Raw genomic sequence first — 14536 nt, forward strand, 5'->3', positions numbered from 1 at the left:
CGTAAAGAGTTGAAGATATCGCGCTCGGAAGCGACCGAAACGCTTTCCGATCGCCGCGCCGGTGGCGAGGTATGGTGCTTCTCCCCGAGGGGTTCGGGCTCCCTCCGCTCCCGCATCTCGTCGGACTGCTCGTCGCCGTCGCGTTCGTCGCGGCCGGGATCGCACGGCGTCGGCCGACGGTGACCGACCGACACGTGGTCGCGTTCGCGCCCTGGATGGCCGTCGGATCGTGTCTCCACGTGCTGTATGTAGTTGGTGGACTGCCGGCAGCCGTCCGCCCGCTGGCCGGCACGCCGGCGGTCTACCTCTCGGTCGCCGCGATCGCGGGGGCGACGTGGTTGCTGATCGACGTGGCAGCCGCCGGCCTGGACCAACCCACGGACGCCACGCCGGAGACGAAGCGAGTTCCCGCCACGATCGCAGCGGTCGGCGTGACCGCGCTGCTTCCGGTGGTCGCGACGGCGCTCGCGGTCGGCTCGGACGCCGGGGCCCTCACGCCACGGTGGCCGGCGATCGCGCTGGTCGTCTCGATCGGCGTCGGCGCCCTCGCGTGGGTCGGACTCGTCCGACTGGTTCCCCGCGCGTCGGTGACGGGGGGCGTCGGCGCGTTGGCGGTCCTCGGGCACGCGCTTGACGCCGTCTCGACCGCCGTCGGCGTCGATGTCCTGGGTTTCAGCGAACGGACTCCGCTCTCGCGGCTGATCATGGAGGGCGCCGCCGCCCTCCCGACGGCCGATCTGCTCGGCGTCGGCTGGCTGTTCATCCTCGTGAAGCTGACGCTCGTCTGCGGGATCGTCGTGCTGTTCGTCGACTACGTCGAGGAGGACCCGACCGAAGGATACCTCCTGTTGGGATTCATCGCGGCGGTCGGACTCGGTCCGGGTGCGCACAACCTGCTGTTGTTCACCGTCGCCGGCGGCGCCTGACCGCTCACTCCGTGTTCACCGTCGCCGGCGGCCTCCGACCGGTCACCGTTCCGGCGACGATCGCGGGATCACTCGGATGCATCCGCGAAGGGCGATCCAACCGGGGTCTCGGCGTCGCGAACGTCCGCGAGCCCGAGCCGGTCGAGCGTCTCCCGCGTCGGAACCCCGTCGCGTCCCCAACCGCGAACACGGTAATAGCCGTCCAGGAGATCCGCGAACTCGTCGGGGTCGATCCGGCTGCCGGCCGCGGGACCGTCGGTGATCGGTTCGGTGAGAACGTCGGGAACCGCGTCGTCGGTTCGATCGACCCCCTCCCGGACGTTGAACAGCCGGACGAGCGTCCAGATCCGTTCGCCGGCGGCGGCGAGGTCGTCGGCCGTGGTCGGATACGCCAGACCGGTGGCGTCGGCCAGCACGCGGAAGAACGCGACACCCACGTCGTCGTGAAGCGTTTCACCGGCGAAGTCGTCGGCGACGAGGCTCCACAGCAGCGACCGCCGGGTTTGCGCCTCGATCACCGCCTCGATCCGGTCGGCGTCGCTCCAGGAACCGAACACCTCGCGCTCGATCGGGCGGGCCCGCCGGTGGCAGCCGCCGCGGTCGCTCGTGGCGTACGCGAGCGCCATCCCGACCGCCGCTCGGGGGTCATAGGACGGCAGCTCCATCGCCTTCACCGTCGGTATCCCACCGACGTCGAACCGATCGGCAGCCGCATCGACCCCGCGCCGGAGCGTCTCGATCACGGCCGGATCGAGGTCATCGATGGTCGATGCAGATCTCCCGGCGAGACGGCGGATCACCGCCCGGGCAGCGTCCGGATCGCCGAACTCAACCGACGCATCGATGGCGCCGGCGTCGCTCGCGCGGGCGAGCCACGCGACCGCGTTGCCGGCGGAGATGACGTCGACCCCGAGCCGGTCACAGCAGCCGCCGAGGGCGGCCACCGCGTCGAAGTCGTCGACCCCGAGCCCGGCGCCGAGCGTCATCTGTGTTGCCCCGCGGGGAACCGTCTCGCCGTCGTCGGTTTCGACGCGGAACCCGCCAGGAACCGGGTCGTCGGGGTTCTCACGGCCCACCGAGGCCTCGCGGGCCGCGTCGATCCCGACCTCGTCAGTCCCCTCGAAGGTCCCCTTTCGCCACCCCTCGGTGGCGAGCGCGCCGACTTCGTCCGCGAAGTCGATCGACTCGAGGGTCTCGCCGGCCGCCTGCCAGCGCCCCGTGTCGTCGTCCGCGTACGCCTCGGCCAGGGAGTCACGAAGCCGGGCGAGGTCCTCGTTCGGCGGCGCCGCGCGGTCGCCACGGGCGATGACGGCCTTGAGGCCCTTCGCACCCATCACCGCGCCGGCGCCGCCGCGACCCGCGTGGTGCTCGCCAGCATCGGAGGCGATCGTCGCGTATCGGACCGCGTTCTCGCCGGCGGGGCCGATACACGCGACCGCCGCGTCGGAATGGGCCGCCGCGGTCTCGACCGTGTCCGCGCCCCAGTTCGGCGAGGGGACGATCCGGCCCTCTCCGTCCCCGAGTTCGATCCGAACCGGCTCGTCGCTGGCACCGGTCACGAGCAGCGCCAGACAGTCGTCCAGGGACCCGGCGAGCCGTTCGGCGAACGTGCCGCCCGCGTACGAGTCGAGGAAGACGCCGGTCAGTGGCGACTTCGTCACGGCGGCGTATCGCGACTCTCCGGGAAGCGACCCGGACAGCGGACCGACGCAGAACGCCAGCAGGTTATCGGGGCCGAGGGGGTCCACGTCGGGAGCGAGTTCCGCGTAGAGGTACCGCGCGCCGAGCCCCTTCCCGCCGAGATAACGCCGTCGCCAGCGCTCGGGGACGCGCTCGCGCTCGACGGTCCCCGCTGAGAGGTCCGCCCGCAATACGTGGGTCCGTCCCGTCATTGTGGCAATCTTGCACCCCCCGACGTATATGCCGCCCGGTCGATCGCGGGACGCCACCCGGTCGATCCGGAAGACGGCACCCGACGATCACTGAGGGCTCACGGCGCCGACGAACGACCGATGAACGCGATCCCGAACGCGGCCGCCGAGGGCGACAGCGTATTCCCGGCGGCCCACGCACCGATCGGTATGTCGGACGCAAACGACGCCGGCGTGTCGGACGCGAACGACGTCGACGCCTCGGTGGAAAACGACGCCGGCGGTGTCACGGGCGTGATCCTCGCCGGCGGCCGGTCGACGCGCTTTGGCGACCGGGATAAGGCGATCGCGCCGCTTGCGGGAACGCCGATGATCCGCCGGGTCGCGAACCGCCTCGCGGGGACTGACGATCCGGTCGATCCGGGCGGCGGGCGCGCGAGCGGCGGCGAACCGGTCGTCGACGACCTCGTGATCAACTGCCGGGACGACCAGCGATCGGGGATCACGGCCGCGATGGAGGGCTTCCCGCTGCCGGTGACCTACGCCGAGGACGAGGAGCCGGACCGCGGCCCGATGGCCGGCATCCGCGACGGCTGCCGGGCCGCCACCGGCGAATACGTCGCCGTGGTCGCCTGTGATATGCCCTTCGTCGATCCGACCCTGATCTCTCACCTGCTGGAGCGGTGTCACAGCCACGAGGCCGCGGTCCCGCGGCTCGAGGATCGATGGTTTCAGACGACTCAGGCAGTCTACCGTGCGGCGCCGATGGGCGACGCCTGTGACTGCGCGCTCGCGGCCGGCGAACGGAAGATCATCGAGCCGCTGTTCGAGCTCGACTACGTCGTCGTCGACGACGCCGAGATCGAACGGATCTCGACCGAGCAAACCTTCCGGAACGTCAACACACGCGAGGATCACGCCGACGCTGAAGCGCGGATCGAGGGGATGTGACGGACGGGACCGCGTGTGGTCGAGCGGCGAGGTGGACGTGACCGGGACGTGCGCTTATATATCTCTCACCCGTACTCGGAGGCGTGTCGACGCAGAACCTCACCCTCCGGATCGATCCGCACGTCCATTCCGAGGACTCCTACGACGGCCACGAACCCGTCGATCTGATCCTCGAGCACGCGGCGGACATCGGGCTCGACGCGGTCGTGATCACCGACCACGACGTGATGGGTGAGTCGCTGCGGGCCGCCGAGATGGCCCCCGAATACGGGCTCGTGGGAATCCCCGGCGTCGAGGTCTCGACGGCCCACGGCCACCTGCTGGCGATCGGCGTCGACTCGATGCCGCCCCATCGGGAGTCGTACGCGGAGACCGTGGCGTGGATCCACGACCACGGCGGCGTCGCGATCGTTCCCCACCCGTTCCAGCGCTCCCGCCACGGCGTCCGTCGAAAGTACATCCCGATCGGCGGCGCGGACGCGTCGGGAGACACGGAGGAAACGGTGCCGGCTGCCGTCGCTGGCGCCGACGGCGTCGACGCCATCGAGGCCTTCAACGCCTGGCTGTTCACCGGCTACCGGAACCGGAAGGCACGCCGGTTCGCGGCCGAAAACGACCTCGCTGCGGTAGCGGCCAGCGACGCCCACACCCTCGAGTACGTCGGGCGTGCCTTCACCGAGGTGACGATTCCGGACGCGGACTCGGTCGCCGCGGTGACGGCGACGGACGTGCTGGACGCGCTCCGAGCCGGGTCGACCTCGGTCGCCGGTCGGCGTGCGCCGGTCCCGATGGCGGCCCGCCACTACGCGATCGCCGCCGCGCGAAAGTCCGGCTACTACGCGAAGACCGGCGCGATCCGGAGCGCCGCCGCGGCGCGGTGGGGCGCGATGACCGCCGCCTCGACCGCGCGCGTCGGCGCCGTACAGGGTGCCCACCGGATCGCGCGGGTGGCCTCCTGGCTGCGGTAAGTGCGGTGATGCCGCCGATCGGGCGGACGAGCGCGAACGGCACGGGAAAACGCAATCAAAAACGGGAGCGGTGCCGCCGCGATGGAAGGTCGAACCGTAACGCGAGGCGGTATCAGTCGGCGGTGATCTCGGTCGTCGAGTCGGCCATCGCGAGCACGTCGTCGAAGAAGTCGAGCGAGTCGTGCGGACCGGGGTTCGCCTCGGGATGGTACTGGCGCGTGAGGATGCCGAGGTCGTCGTCCTCCAGTCCCTCGGCGGTGTCGTCGTTGACGTTGATCTGGGTGACCTCGAGCGGGCCGGGGTCGGCGACCGTGTAGCCGTGGTTCTGGGTGGTCATCACGACCCGGTCGGTGCGGAGGTCCTTGACGGGCTGGTTGACGCCGCGGTGGCCGAAGGTCATCTTCTCGGTGTCGCCGCCGAGCGCGCTCGCGACGATCTGCTGGCCGAGGCAGATCCCCGCAAGCGGCAGCTCACCCGCGAAGACGTCGACGACCGTCTTGGCGGCCACGAAGTTCTCCGGGTCGCCGGGGCCGTTCGAGACGAACAGCACGTCCGGGTCGACGGCGGAGACGTCCTCGGGAGTGGCGTCGTACGGGAGCACGTGGACGTCCGCCCCGCGTTCGTTCAGCGACTCGATGATCGAGCCCTTGGCGCCGCAGTCGAGCAGCGCGATCCGGACGTCCGACTCGCCGGCCGGGTCGCCCTCGTGGAGTTCGGGCTCGGCGACGGAGACGCCGGCACCGATGTCGACGTGGTCGCTCATCGGTTCACACGCCTCCATCTCCGCGATGGCGTCCTCGGGCGTGACATCCTCACCGGCGGCGATCCCGCAGGCCATCGCGCCCTCCTCGCGGACGGTGGTGACGAGCTCGCGCGTGTCGAGGTGGTCGATCGCGGGGATGTCCTCGCCGTCGAGCCACTCGGCGACGTCGTCGGTGAACTCGCGGGCGATCGCCGCGCGGGGCTGGACGGTTTCGGACTCGAATCGCTCGGACCGGACGCCGTAGTTTCCGATCAGGGGGTAGGAGAACGTGAGAACCTGCTCGGCGTAGGAGGGATCGGTCAGCGATTCCTCGTAGCCGGTGTAGGCGGTCGTGAAGACCAGTTCACCACGTGTGCGCCCGGGCGAACGCGTGCGGGCCTCGAGCACGCGACCGTCCGCAAGCGCGATGTAGGCGTCCGACATTACGAGAAACGTACGGAGCTACGCTAATAAGTGCGTCGTTCGAAGGCGAATTACGAAATTCGTAATCACTAACTGCCTGCCCGGCCTCGGGGCGGTATGGACGAGCTCGACCGGCAGATCCTCTCCGTCCTTCGACGGGACTCCAGAACGCCGTATACGGAGATCGCCGACCAGGTCGGCACGTCGGAGGGGACCGTCCGCAACCGCGTCGAGCGGATGAACGAGGAGGGGATCATCGAACGGTTCACCGTGACCACCCGGACCGGCAACGTGAAGGCGATGATCGAGATCTCCGTCGAGGTGAACGTCGACACGGGCGCGGTGGGCGACCGGATGGCCGACTGGGAGGCGGTCGACTTCGTCTGGCAGGTCTCCGGGGAGGACGACATCGTCCTCGTCGTCGACGCCGTCGACACGGGCGCGGTCAACGATCTGATCACCGAGGCCCGCGAGATGGACGACGTGAAGTCGACGAAGACGCGGCTGATTCTGGACGAACGGCTCGGATGACGCCACATCGATCGAATTCTTATTAGGGTGGCTCGCCGTCCCCTTCCGTATGAACCGAGACGACGCGATCGATCGCGACCCGATCGCCGACGGCGGCGCCGAGACGGCCGACGCGAACGCGGCATCCGAGGACGCTCCGCACCACGAGAACGCGAACCAGGACGTCATCGCCGTCGATCCGGACGACACGGCGCAGGGAACGGTCAACCGGCTTGACGCCCACACCGGCGAGGGGATCCGCCACCGAGCGTTCACCTGCCTCGTCTTCGACGGCGACGGAAAGATCCTGCTGGCACAGCGGGCGCCGAGCAAACGGCTGTGGAACACCCACTGGGACGGCACCGTCGCCTCCCACCCGGTCGAGGGGCAGTCCCAGACGGAGGCCACCGAACAGCGCCTCGAGGAGGAGCTGGGCATCAGTCCCGACCAGTACAACGACCTCCGCGTGACCGACAAGTTCGAGTACAAACGTTACTACGAGAACGCCGGGTTGGAGTGGGAGGTCTGTGCGGTCCTGAAGGTCACCCTCGACGACGTCAATCTGGATCCCGACGAGGCGGAGATCGGCGGGATGCTGTGGGTGGAGTACGACCATCTCCACGAGCATCCGGAGCTGTACCGCCAGCTTCGACTCTGTCCCTGGTTCGAGATCGCGATGCGCCGCGACTTCTCGGAGTGAACGGTCCCTCGCGAGACGGCGCCGCCGACGACGACCCCGATAGGGTCGCCAACGGCTACTCCAACAGCGACTCGCCGGTCATCGCCGCGGGTTGATCGAGGTCCATCAGCTCAAGAACCGTCGGCGCGACGTCACACAGCGATCCGTCCGCTCGAACCGTCCGGCCGCCGTCGTCGCCGGCCGGCGAGCGATAGATGAACGGAACGGGGTTGAACGTGTGTGCCGTGTGCGGTTCCTCCGGCGTCCCCATATCGTCGGCGTTGCCGTGGTCCGCGGTGACGATCGCGTGGCCGCCCGCGTCGGCGATCGCCTCGAGCAGCCGGGAGAGCTGGGCGTCGACTGCCTCGACCGCCGTGACCGCGGCCTCGAAGTCGCCGGTGTGGCCGACCATATCCGGGTTGGCGTAGTTGAGCACGAGCAGGTCGGGGTCGTCGGCCGCGATGGTCGAGATCGCCTCGTCGGTGACACCCGCGGCCGACATCTCCGGGCGCTCGTCGTAGGTCGCCACGCCGGGGCTCTCGACGATCGTCCGGATCTCGCCGGGAAACTCGACCTCGCGGCCGCCGTTGAGGAAGTAGGTGACGTGGGCGTACTTCTCCGACTCCGCGATCCGGAGCTGCGTGCAGCCCGCCTCGGAGACGACCTCACCGAGCGTGTCCGCCGGGATCTGCGGCGGGAACGCGACCGGGAACTCGAAGGTCTCGTCGTATGCCGTCATCGTGACGAGCCGTATCTCGGGCTGGTCGAGATCGACGTTCCACGTCGGGGACGTGTCGGTGAGCAGCCGGACGAGCTGTCTGGCGCGGTCCGCCCGAAAGTTGAAGAAGACGACCGCATCGCCGTCGGACAGCGCCGGCTCGCCCGCGATACAGGTCGGCTCGATGAACTCGTCGGTCTCCCCGCGGTCGTGCGCACGCTCGACCGCCTCGATGCCCGAGTCGGCGGTGTGGGGCGCCTCCCGGTTCACGATGGCGTCGTAGGCCTTCCGCGTCCGGTCCCAGTTCTCGTCCCGGTCCATCGCGTGATACCGACCGGTCACCGTCGCAACCGCGCCGGTCCCGGCAGCCGCCGTGTGCTCCGCGAGATCCGCCAGAAACGTCTCGGCGATCTCGGGTGCGGTGTCGCGCCCGTCGGTGAACGCGTGAGTGCTCGCGGGCACGCCGGCGGCCGCCGCCGCGTCGATCAGGGCGCGCAGGTGCGCGATGTCCGAGTGCACGCCACCGTCGGAGACGAGCCCGAGAAAGTGGACGCGCCCGTCGTGCTCGCGTGCGTACGAGAACGCCGACCGGATCGCGTCGTTGTCGGCGAACTCGCCGGCCGTGATCGCGTCGGAGATGCGCGTGTACGCCTGCTTGACGACTCGGCCCGCACCGATATTGAGGTGGCCGACCTCCGAGTTGCCCATCTGCCCCTCCGGCAGACCGACCCGGCGGCCGTGCACGGTCAACCGACCGGACGCGCCACGGTCCGAGAGGTCGTCGAACGTCGGGGTGTCGGCGGCCGCGACGGCGTTTAACCGGTCGTGATCGCCGAGTCCCCACCCATCCAACACGATGAGCGCTGTTCGCATACCCGACGAGTGGGCGGGGAGCGTCAACTACCCTTCGTTGTGCCGCCGAGGCGGCTTCGATATGTCGTCGAGTCGGCTCCGGTGAACCGTCGCCGATCGTCATCTCCTCGTCATCTCCACCCGAAACGGCGCCCGCGCGTGTCGGACGAAGGTCAGACGTCTGGCCGAACAGTCACGGAAATCGGCCGAGAGAGCGACGTTATCGCTCGTTCATTCACTTTCACTACGGTTACGGAACCTTTTACGGGATGCCGCCCCAAGGAGCGTACGCCTCCCATTGAAAACACGCCGGAGGCGACACAGCCATGACGGACCTACGAGACCACGCGGAAGCGATAGCGGAACAGTTCTCGGACCACATCGAGCCGAGTCCCGACGTCGACGAGATCGAGGCCAAACTCGACAACCTCGTCACCGACTACCGGGTCCCCATCGAGGAGGCTCGACGCAGCGTCACCAACAGCTACCTCGAGGAGGCCGGTCTCGAGCGCGACGAGCTGGGCCGTGGCGGGAGCGAGCGCGTCGACGTCAACGAGATCGACGACGATGAACAGTGGGTCGACCTGCGGGTGACCGTCGTCGACCTGTGGGAACCCCGCAGCGACGCGGTCGCCCAGGTCGGCCTGCTCGGCGACGAGTCGGGGACGATCAAGTTCACCGCCTTCGAGACCTCGGATCTCCCCCTGCTCGAGGAGGACCAGGCGTACGAGCTCTCGAACGTCGTCAGCGACGAGTACGAGGGCCGCTACTCGGTCAAGCTCAACCGAACCACGTCGATCACCGAGATCGACGCGGACATCGAGGTGGGCGACAACGCCGAGACGGTCGAGGGTGCCCTCGTCGACGTCCAGTCGGGGTCGGGGCTCATCAAGCGATGCCCCGAGGAGGACTGTACCCGCGTGCTGCAGAACGGCCGGTGCAGCGAACACGGCAAGGTCGAGGGTGAGTTCGACCTCCGGATCAAGGCCGTCCTCGACGACGGGACCGACGTCCACGAGGTCATCTTCGACCGCGAAGCGACCGAGGACCTGACCGGCGTCACCCTCGAGGAAGCCAAACAGGAGGCGATGGACGCACTCGATACGACCGTCGTCGCCGACGGAATGGCCGCGGACGTCCTCGGCCGGTACTACCGGGTGACCGGGCCAACGCTGGGCCGATACGTGCTCGTCAACGATCTCGAGGAGCCCGGACCGGTGGACGTCGAGCAGGCGCTTATCAACGCGAGGTCGATCTAACATGAGCCAGAGCGGATCCACACCGACGAGAGAGGTCGCCCGGCGCGTCTTCGCCACCGAGTTCAACGACGCCGGCTACACGTTCAAGGAGTCCGAGGACGAGCGCGCGCCCGTCTACTCGCTGTTGCCGACCGGCGAGTCCGCGAACCGCGTGTTCTTCGTCGGAACGCTGACCGAGAAGGACGACGTCGGCGAGGACAACGAGTACTGGCGCGGCCGGATCGTCGATCCGACCGGCACGTTCTTCGTCTACGCCGGTCAGTACCAGCCCGAGGCGGCGAACACGCTGCGGGAACTCGAACCGCCGGCGTACGTCGCGGTGGTCGGCAAGCCGCGAACCTACGAGACCGACGACGGGTCAATCAACGTCTCGGTCCGGCCGGAGTCGATCACCCGCGTGGACGCCACGGTCCGTGACCGCTGGGTCGCCGAGACCGCCGAACGAACCCTCGAACGAGTCGCCCGGTTCGAGGACGAGGGCAACGAGTACGCCCGGATGACCGAGGAGCACTACGACCTCGATCCGGAGACGTATAAGGCGGCCGCGCTGTCCGCCCTCGAGGATCTCGACGACGCGGGCGAGGAGTCGGACGGGAACGATCCCGAGTCGGAGACCTCGATCGAGGCGTAGTCGGGTCGGCGGTCCCCGAACGGGACCGGTTCCGTTCCCCGATCGACGAACGCGTCGCTCGCGGGGTAACTAACGCGAAAAACGGCTCGACGGCGGGTGCTAGGTGACGGTCACGCGACGTTGAACCCCTTCTCGCTGAGGAACTCCTCGACGCGCCCGGAGTGGTTCCCCTGCAGCTCGATGGAGCCGTCCTCGACGGTGCCGCCGCAGGCGAACTTGGACTTGAGATCCGACGACAGCGAGTCGAGATCGACGTCCTTGGGGTCGAATCCTTCGATGACCGTTACCTCCTTTCCGTATCTTCGCTCGTCGATGCGGATGCTGATCTGCTGGGACTCCTTGGCAACGTCTTCACAGACGCAGAGTTCCTGGGGCAGCCCGCACGTCGAGCAGACTTCCGACATTACAAGCTGAATCTACTGGACGGCGGTATTAAATAGTGTCGGGAGTCAGGGATCGGCCGACGATCGGACCGGTTCGCCGAGCGGCTCGCCGAACGACTCGGCGCCGGTCGCGGGGTCCCGCTCGTAGACGACCCGACCGCGAACCGTCGTCAGCTCGGGAAAGACGCCGGAGCGGTCCTCGAACGGCGTCCACCCGCACGCAGAGTGGAGCGCGGCGGCCTCGATCTCGCGGCCATCCGTGAGGTCGACGAGGACGAGGTCGGCGTCGATCCCCTCCTCGATCGCCCCCTTCTGCGGGAGATCGAAGATCGCGGCCGGGGCGGTCGCCGTGACCTCCCGGACGCGCTCGAGCGTGAGCTTCTCACGCCGGACGGCGTCGAGGAGGAGGGGGAGCATCGTCTCGACGCCGGGCACGCCGCTGGGTGCATCCGTGAGCGGCTGCCGTTTCTCGGCGACCGTGTGGGGCGCGTGGTCGGTCGCGACGACGTCGATTCGCCCGTCACGAAGCCGCTCGAACAGGGCGTCCCGGCGGTCCGGATCACGAAGCGGCGGATTCATTCGTCCGAACGTCCCCAGCCGGTCGCAGTCATCCGTCGAGAGGAACAGGTGGTGTGGCGTGACTTCACAGGTCGCGTCCGTCCCGTCGGTCGCGTCGACCCCCTCCGGCGTCGAGGTGTGTGCGATGTGGAGCCGTCCGGCGGCACGCTGGCCGGCGTCGACCGCTCGTCGGACCGCGTCCGCCTCGGCCTCCGGCGTCCGGAACGCCGACCAGCGATCACTTCGCGCCTCGCGCCCGGATCCGCCGAGGTCTCCGTCGAGAGCGTCCCGATCGAACAGGGTGGCGTCCTCCGCGTGGACGGTCACGGGGACCTCGGCGTCGGCCGCCCGCTCGAGAGCGTCCTCGAACAGCGAGAGGTCGATCCCCATCTCGCCGGTCGAGTCGGCGAGGAAGATCTCCCCGAGGGCGAACAGCGGACGGTCAAACAGCGTGTCGGGGTCCCACTCGGGGACCACGCCGCCGTTGATCCCGTAGTCCACGAGGGAGGCGTCGGCGGCCAGCCGCGCCTTCGCGTCGAAGGCCGCGCCGTCGACGGTCGGCGGGTCGGTGTTCGGCTGGTCGACCACGGTCGTGACGCCCCCGGCGGCCGCCGATCGGGATCCCGTCCGCCAGGTCTCCTTGTGGGATCCGCCCGGCTCCCGAAAATGGACGTGGACGTCGATTGCGCCCGGAAGGAGGTGTTTCCCGTGTGCGTCGATCACGCGTTCGTCGGCCGCCGGATCGAGATCGGGGGCGACCGCGTCGATCGTTTCCTCGGTCACGCGAACGTCCCGAACCCGGCCGTCGGCGAGCGTTCCGCCGGTGATGAGCATACGCGAACGTCGACGGCGGACGGAAAAACGGTGCTGGTTCGGGGCGCTCACGGACGGCCCCAGTGGCGGCGGTTCCAGAACCGCGCCGGTGGCGGCGATCAGGCCGTCGAGGTTCCGTCGTCGGTGGCGGCGTCCTCGTCGAGACCGGGCGCAGCGGTCGGATCGACGTCCTCGGGTTCGCCGCGGTCACCACGCATCGTCTCGCCGTCCTCGGTCTCGACGTAGACGTCGTCCGCGAAGCCGGCCTTGGCGTTCTCGTACTCGGGATCCTCGAGCTTCCCGGGGGTCGACGGGGCGTCGACGATCCCGTCGACGGGATGGAACTCGCCGAGGGGATCGTCGATCGTGATCCCGTGGTCTGTAAAGAACTCCTCGTAGCGCCGGTAGTGCGGCTCGAGCTCGTCGCCGGGGATCTCCATCATCTCCGTCCAGCCGTGGTTGAAGAAGTCGAAGTTGGCCTGAACGTGGGTGATCTCGCGGGCTTCGGCCTCCGGATAGCCCGCCTGGAGGGCGGCGACGTAGGCGTCCATCGTCGCCTCGAAGAAGTCGTCGAGGTGTGCGCGCCGCTGCTCGCGGCGGTCGTCGTCCGCCTTGTTGAGGAAGATCGTCGTGTGTAGGTCGACGAGCTTGTCGCTCGCGACCTCCCCGAGCACCGGTGCGGTGAGCGCCTTCTTGGCGGCCCAGTGGCGGACGTTCTGGCTGATCTTCATATGGCTCCGTTGGGGTCGTACGACCTTGAATCTGTGGCGGTCCCGCCGGGGAACCCGTGGCGGTCCCGCCGGGTGGCCCGGGATCGACCACCTCGACCCTGAAAGGTCCTAAAGGACCCAACGATCGCACAATATGGGATGGATCCTCACGATTCCTCATTCAGATAGCAACCGACATTAACCCCGAAGCCGAAGCCGGGGTCATGACCGACTCGTACGTGATCGTCGGCGACGGGGTCGCTGGCTCGTCGGCCGCGGAGACGCTCCGGGAGGAGCGTCCGGACGCCGACATCACGGTCATCACCGACGAGGGTGAAGCCCTCTACAACCGGATCCTCATCAAGGAGTTCGCGAAGGGGAAACTGCCCGAAGCGCCGATCTCGATCCACGACGAGGAGTGGTACGCCGAGCGGGAGATCGACCTTCGGCTGAACACCCTCGTCGTCGACATCGATGTCGAGAACGACGCGGTGACGACCCACGAGGGGGAGACCCTCGGGTACGACGCGCTGCTGTTGGCGATCGGCGGCACCCCCCAACAGCTGCCCGTCGAGAACGCCGACGCCGACGGTATCCAGCATTTCTGGACGTTCCAGGACGCCCGACAGATCAAAGAAAGCGTCGAGGACGCCGACACCGGCGTCATCGTCGGTGCCGGCCTCCTGGGGATCGACTTCGCGGCGATCTGCGGCGCCCAGGACGTCGAGGCGAAATACCTGATGCGTGGAAACGCCTGGTGGCGGTACGCCCTCTCGGAGGAGGGTGCCGAGCTTATGCACGAGGCGATGCGGGAACGCGGCGTCGAACCCGTCTTCGACTCGGGCGTCGACCACTTCGAGGTCGACGACGACGGCCACGTCGAGGCGGCCGTCGATCCGAACGGCGACCGGTATGCGTGTGACTTCGCCGGCATCGCGATCGGCTTGAACTTCAACACGGAGATCGTCGAGGAGACGCCGATCGAGACGGACGATGGCATCATCGTCGACGAATACATGCGCACGAACGTCGACAACGTCTTCGCGGCCGGCGACATCACCGAGTTCCACGATACCATCCTCGGCGAGCGTGCCCAGAACGGGGCGTGGGGATCGGCCAAGGAACAGGGAACGATCGCCGCGAAGAACATGGTCGAGTACGGTTCCGCGGAGTTCCGGTGGGTCTCCTCGTACTCGATTACCCACTTCGACTTCCCGTTCCTCTCCTTTGGCCACCCGACGCTCGGCGACGAGTCGATCGAGGCGACGACGGGCGAGGGCGAGTGGCGCAAGCTCGCGCTCAAGGACGGCAAGATCGTGGGCGGCGTCCTGATCGGGGACCTGGCGCCGCAGTCGGCGTACAAACAGCTGATGCGTGAGGAGCGATACGTCGGCGACCAGACGGAGGCGCTGCTTGCGGACGGCTTCTCCGTCGACGACCTGACGCAAACGAGCAAACAGTAGGGCGGCCGATTTTCGATCCGGCGAGCGACGTCCGATCCGGGAGCGACGGTTGGACCGACAACCTCCGGTCGGGTCGGCG

General features: G+C 68.5%; 14 protein-coding genes. 8 read left to right on the forward strand and 6 right to left on the reverse strand.

Annotated features, from left to right (window positions below; translation table 11 throughout):
* Window positions 1-71 precede the first annotated feature (71 nt).
* Window positions 72-926, forward strand: coding sequence for a DUF63 family protein (locus tag BLW38_RS07455; protein ID WP_092816544.1), 855 nt, complete (start codon window positions 72-74; stop codon window positions 924-926).
* 68 nt (window positions 927-994) lie between these two features.
* On the opposite strand, the gene BLW38_RS07460 is transcribed toward BLW38_RS07455, so the two are convergent.
* Window positions 995-2818: an aldehyde ferredoxin oxidoreductase family protein gene (locus BLW38_RS07460; protein ID WP_092816546.1), complete on the reverse strand. Its 1824-nt coding sequence runs from the start codon at window positions 2816-2818 to the stop codon at window positions 995-997.
* A 120-nt stretch (window positions 2819-2938) separates the two neighbouring features.
* Between BLW38_RS07460 and mobA the strand changes: the two genes are divergently transcribed.
* Together mobA and BLW38_RS07470 are read left to right on the forward strand one after the other, a co-directional pair.
* A complete protein-coding gene (gene mobA / locus BLW38_RS07465) occupies window positions 2939-3748 on the forward strand; it encodes a molybdenum cofactor guanylyltransferase (RefSeq protein WP_245710097.1) in 810 nt (269 codons plus the stop codon).
* Between the two features lie 83 nt (window positions 3749-3831).
* Window positions 3832-4716: a CehA/McbA family metallohydrolase gene (locus tag BLW38_RS07470; RefSeq protein WP_092816548.1), complete on the forward strand. Its 885-nt coding sequence runs from the start codon at window positions 3832-3834 to the stop codon at window positions 4714-4716.
* Between the two features lie 112 nt (window positions 4717-4828).
* Here the strand turns inward: BLW38_RS07470 and carA are convergent, their stop codons facing one another.
* A complete protein-coding gene (carA, locus tag BLW38_RS07475; protein ID WP_092816550.1) occupies window positions 4829-5902 on the reverse strand; it encodes a glutamine-hydrolyzing carbamoyl-phosphate synthase small subunit in 1074 nt (357 codons plus the stop codon).
* A gap of 96 nt (window positions 5903-5998) precedes the next feature.
* Between carA and BLW38_RS07480 the strand changes: the two genes are divergently transcribed.
* Both BLW38_RS07480 and BLW38_RS07485 read left to right on the forward strand, forming a co-directional pair.
* Window positions 5999-6412 carry an Lrp/AsnC family transcriptional regulator gene (locus BLW38_RS07480; protein WP_092816552.1) on the forward strand — a complete coding sequence of 138 codons (414 nt, stop codon included), beginning with the start codon at window positions 5999-6001 and terminating at the stop codon, window positions 6410-6412.
* A 49-nt stretch (window positions 6413-6461) separates the two neighbouring features.
* Window positions 6462-7091, forward strand: coding sequence for an NUDIX hydrolase (locus BLW38_RS07485; RefSeq protein ID WP_092816554.1), 630 nt, complete (start codon window positions 6462-6464; stop codon window positions 7089-7091).
* Between the two features lie 55 nt (window positions 7092-7146).
* Here the strand turns inward: BLW38_RS07485 and gpmI are convergent, their stop codons facing one another.
* The gene (gpmI, locus tag BLW38_RS07490; RefSeq protein WP_092816556.1) at window positions 7147-8661 is read right to left on the reverse strand and encodes a 2,3-bisphosphoglycerate-independent phosphoglycerate mutase; all 1515 of its coding nucleotides are present in this window, start codon (window positions 8659-8661) and stop codon (window positions 7147-7149) included.
* A gap of 305 nt (window positions 8662-8966) precedes the next feature.
* Between gpmI and BLW38_RS07495 the strand changes: the two genes are divergently transcribed.
* Both BLW38_RS07495 and BLW38_RS07500 read left to right on the forward strand, forming a co-directional pair.
* Entirely contained in the window at window positions 8967-9899 is a 933-nt protein-coding gene (locus tag BLW38_RS07495; RefSeq protein ID WP_092816558.1) for a replication factor A, read from the forward strand.
* 1 nt (window position 9900) lies between these two features.
* Complete coding sequence (locus BLW38_RS07500) at window positions 9901-10530, forward strand: RPA family protein (protein WP_092816560.1); 630 nt, start codon at window positions 9901-9903, stop codon at window positions 10528-10530.
* A 110-nt stretch (window positions 10531-10640) separates the two neighbouring features.
* Here the strand turns inward: BLW38_RS07500 and yciH are convergent, their stop codons facing one another.
* The 3 genes from yciH to BLW38_RS07515 form a co-directional block, all read right to left on the reverse strand.
* Complete coding sequence (gene yciH / locus BLW38_RS07505; RefSeq protein ID WP_092816562.1) at window positions 10641-10934, reverse strand: stress response translation initiation inhibitor YciH; 294 nt, start codon at window positions 10932-10934, stop codon at window positions 10641-10643.
* 45 nt (window positions 10935-10979) lie between these two features.
* Window positions 10980-12305, reverse strand: a complete 1326-nt coding sequence (locus BLW38_RS07510) for a dihydroorotase (RefSeq protein WP_092816564.1) — start codon at window positions 12303-12305, stop codon at window positions 10980-10982.
* Between the two features lie 98 nt (window positions 12306-12403).
* Window positions 12404-13015, reverse strand: coding sequence for a DUF6149 family protein (locus tag BLW38_RS07515; protein WP_092816566.1), 612 nt, complete (start codon window positions 13013-13015; stop codon window positions 12404-12406).
* A gap of 203 nt (window positions 13016-13218) precedes the next feature.
* On the opposite strand from BLW38_RS07515, the gene BLW38_RS07520 reads away from it, so the two are divergent.
* Window positions 13219-14457, forward strand: coding sequence for an NAD(P)/FAD-dependent oxidoreductase (locus BLW38_RS07520; RefSeq protein ID WP_092816568.1), 1239 nt, complete (start codon window positions 13219-13221; stop codon window positions 14455-14457).
* The last annotated feature ends 79 nt before the right edge of the window (window positions 14458-14536 follow it).

It is taken from the genome of Halopenitus malekzadehii, from assembly GCF_900108505.1.
Taxonomy (GTDB): domain Archaea; phylum Halobacteriota; class Halobacteria; order Halobacteriales; family Haloferacaceae; genus Halopenitus; species Halopenitus malekzadehii.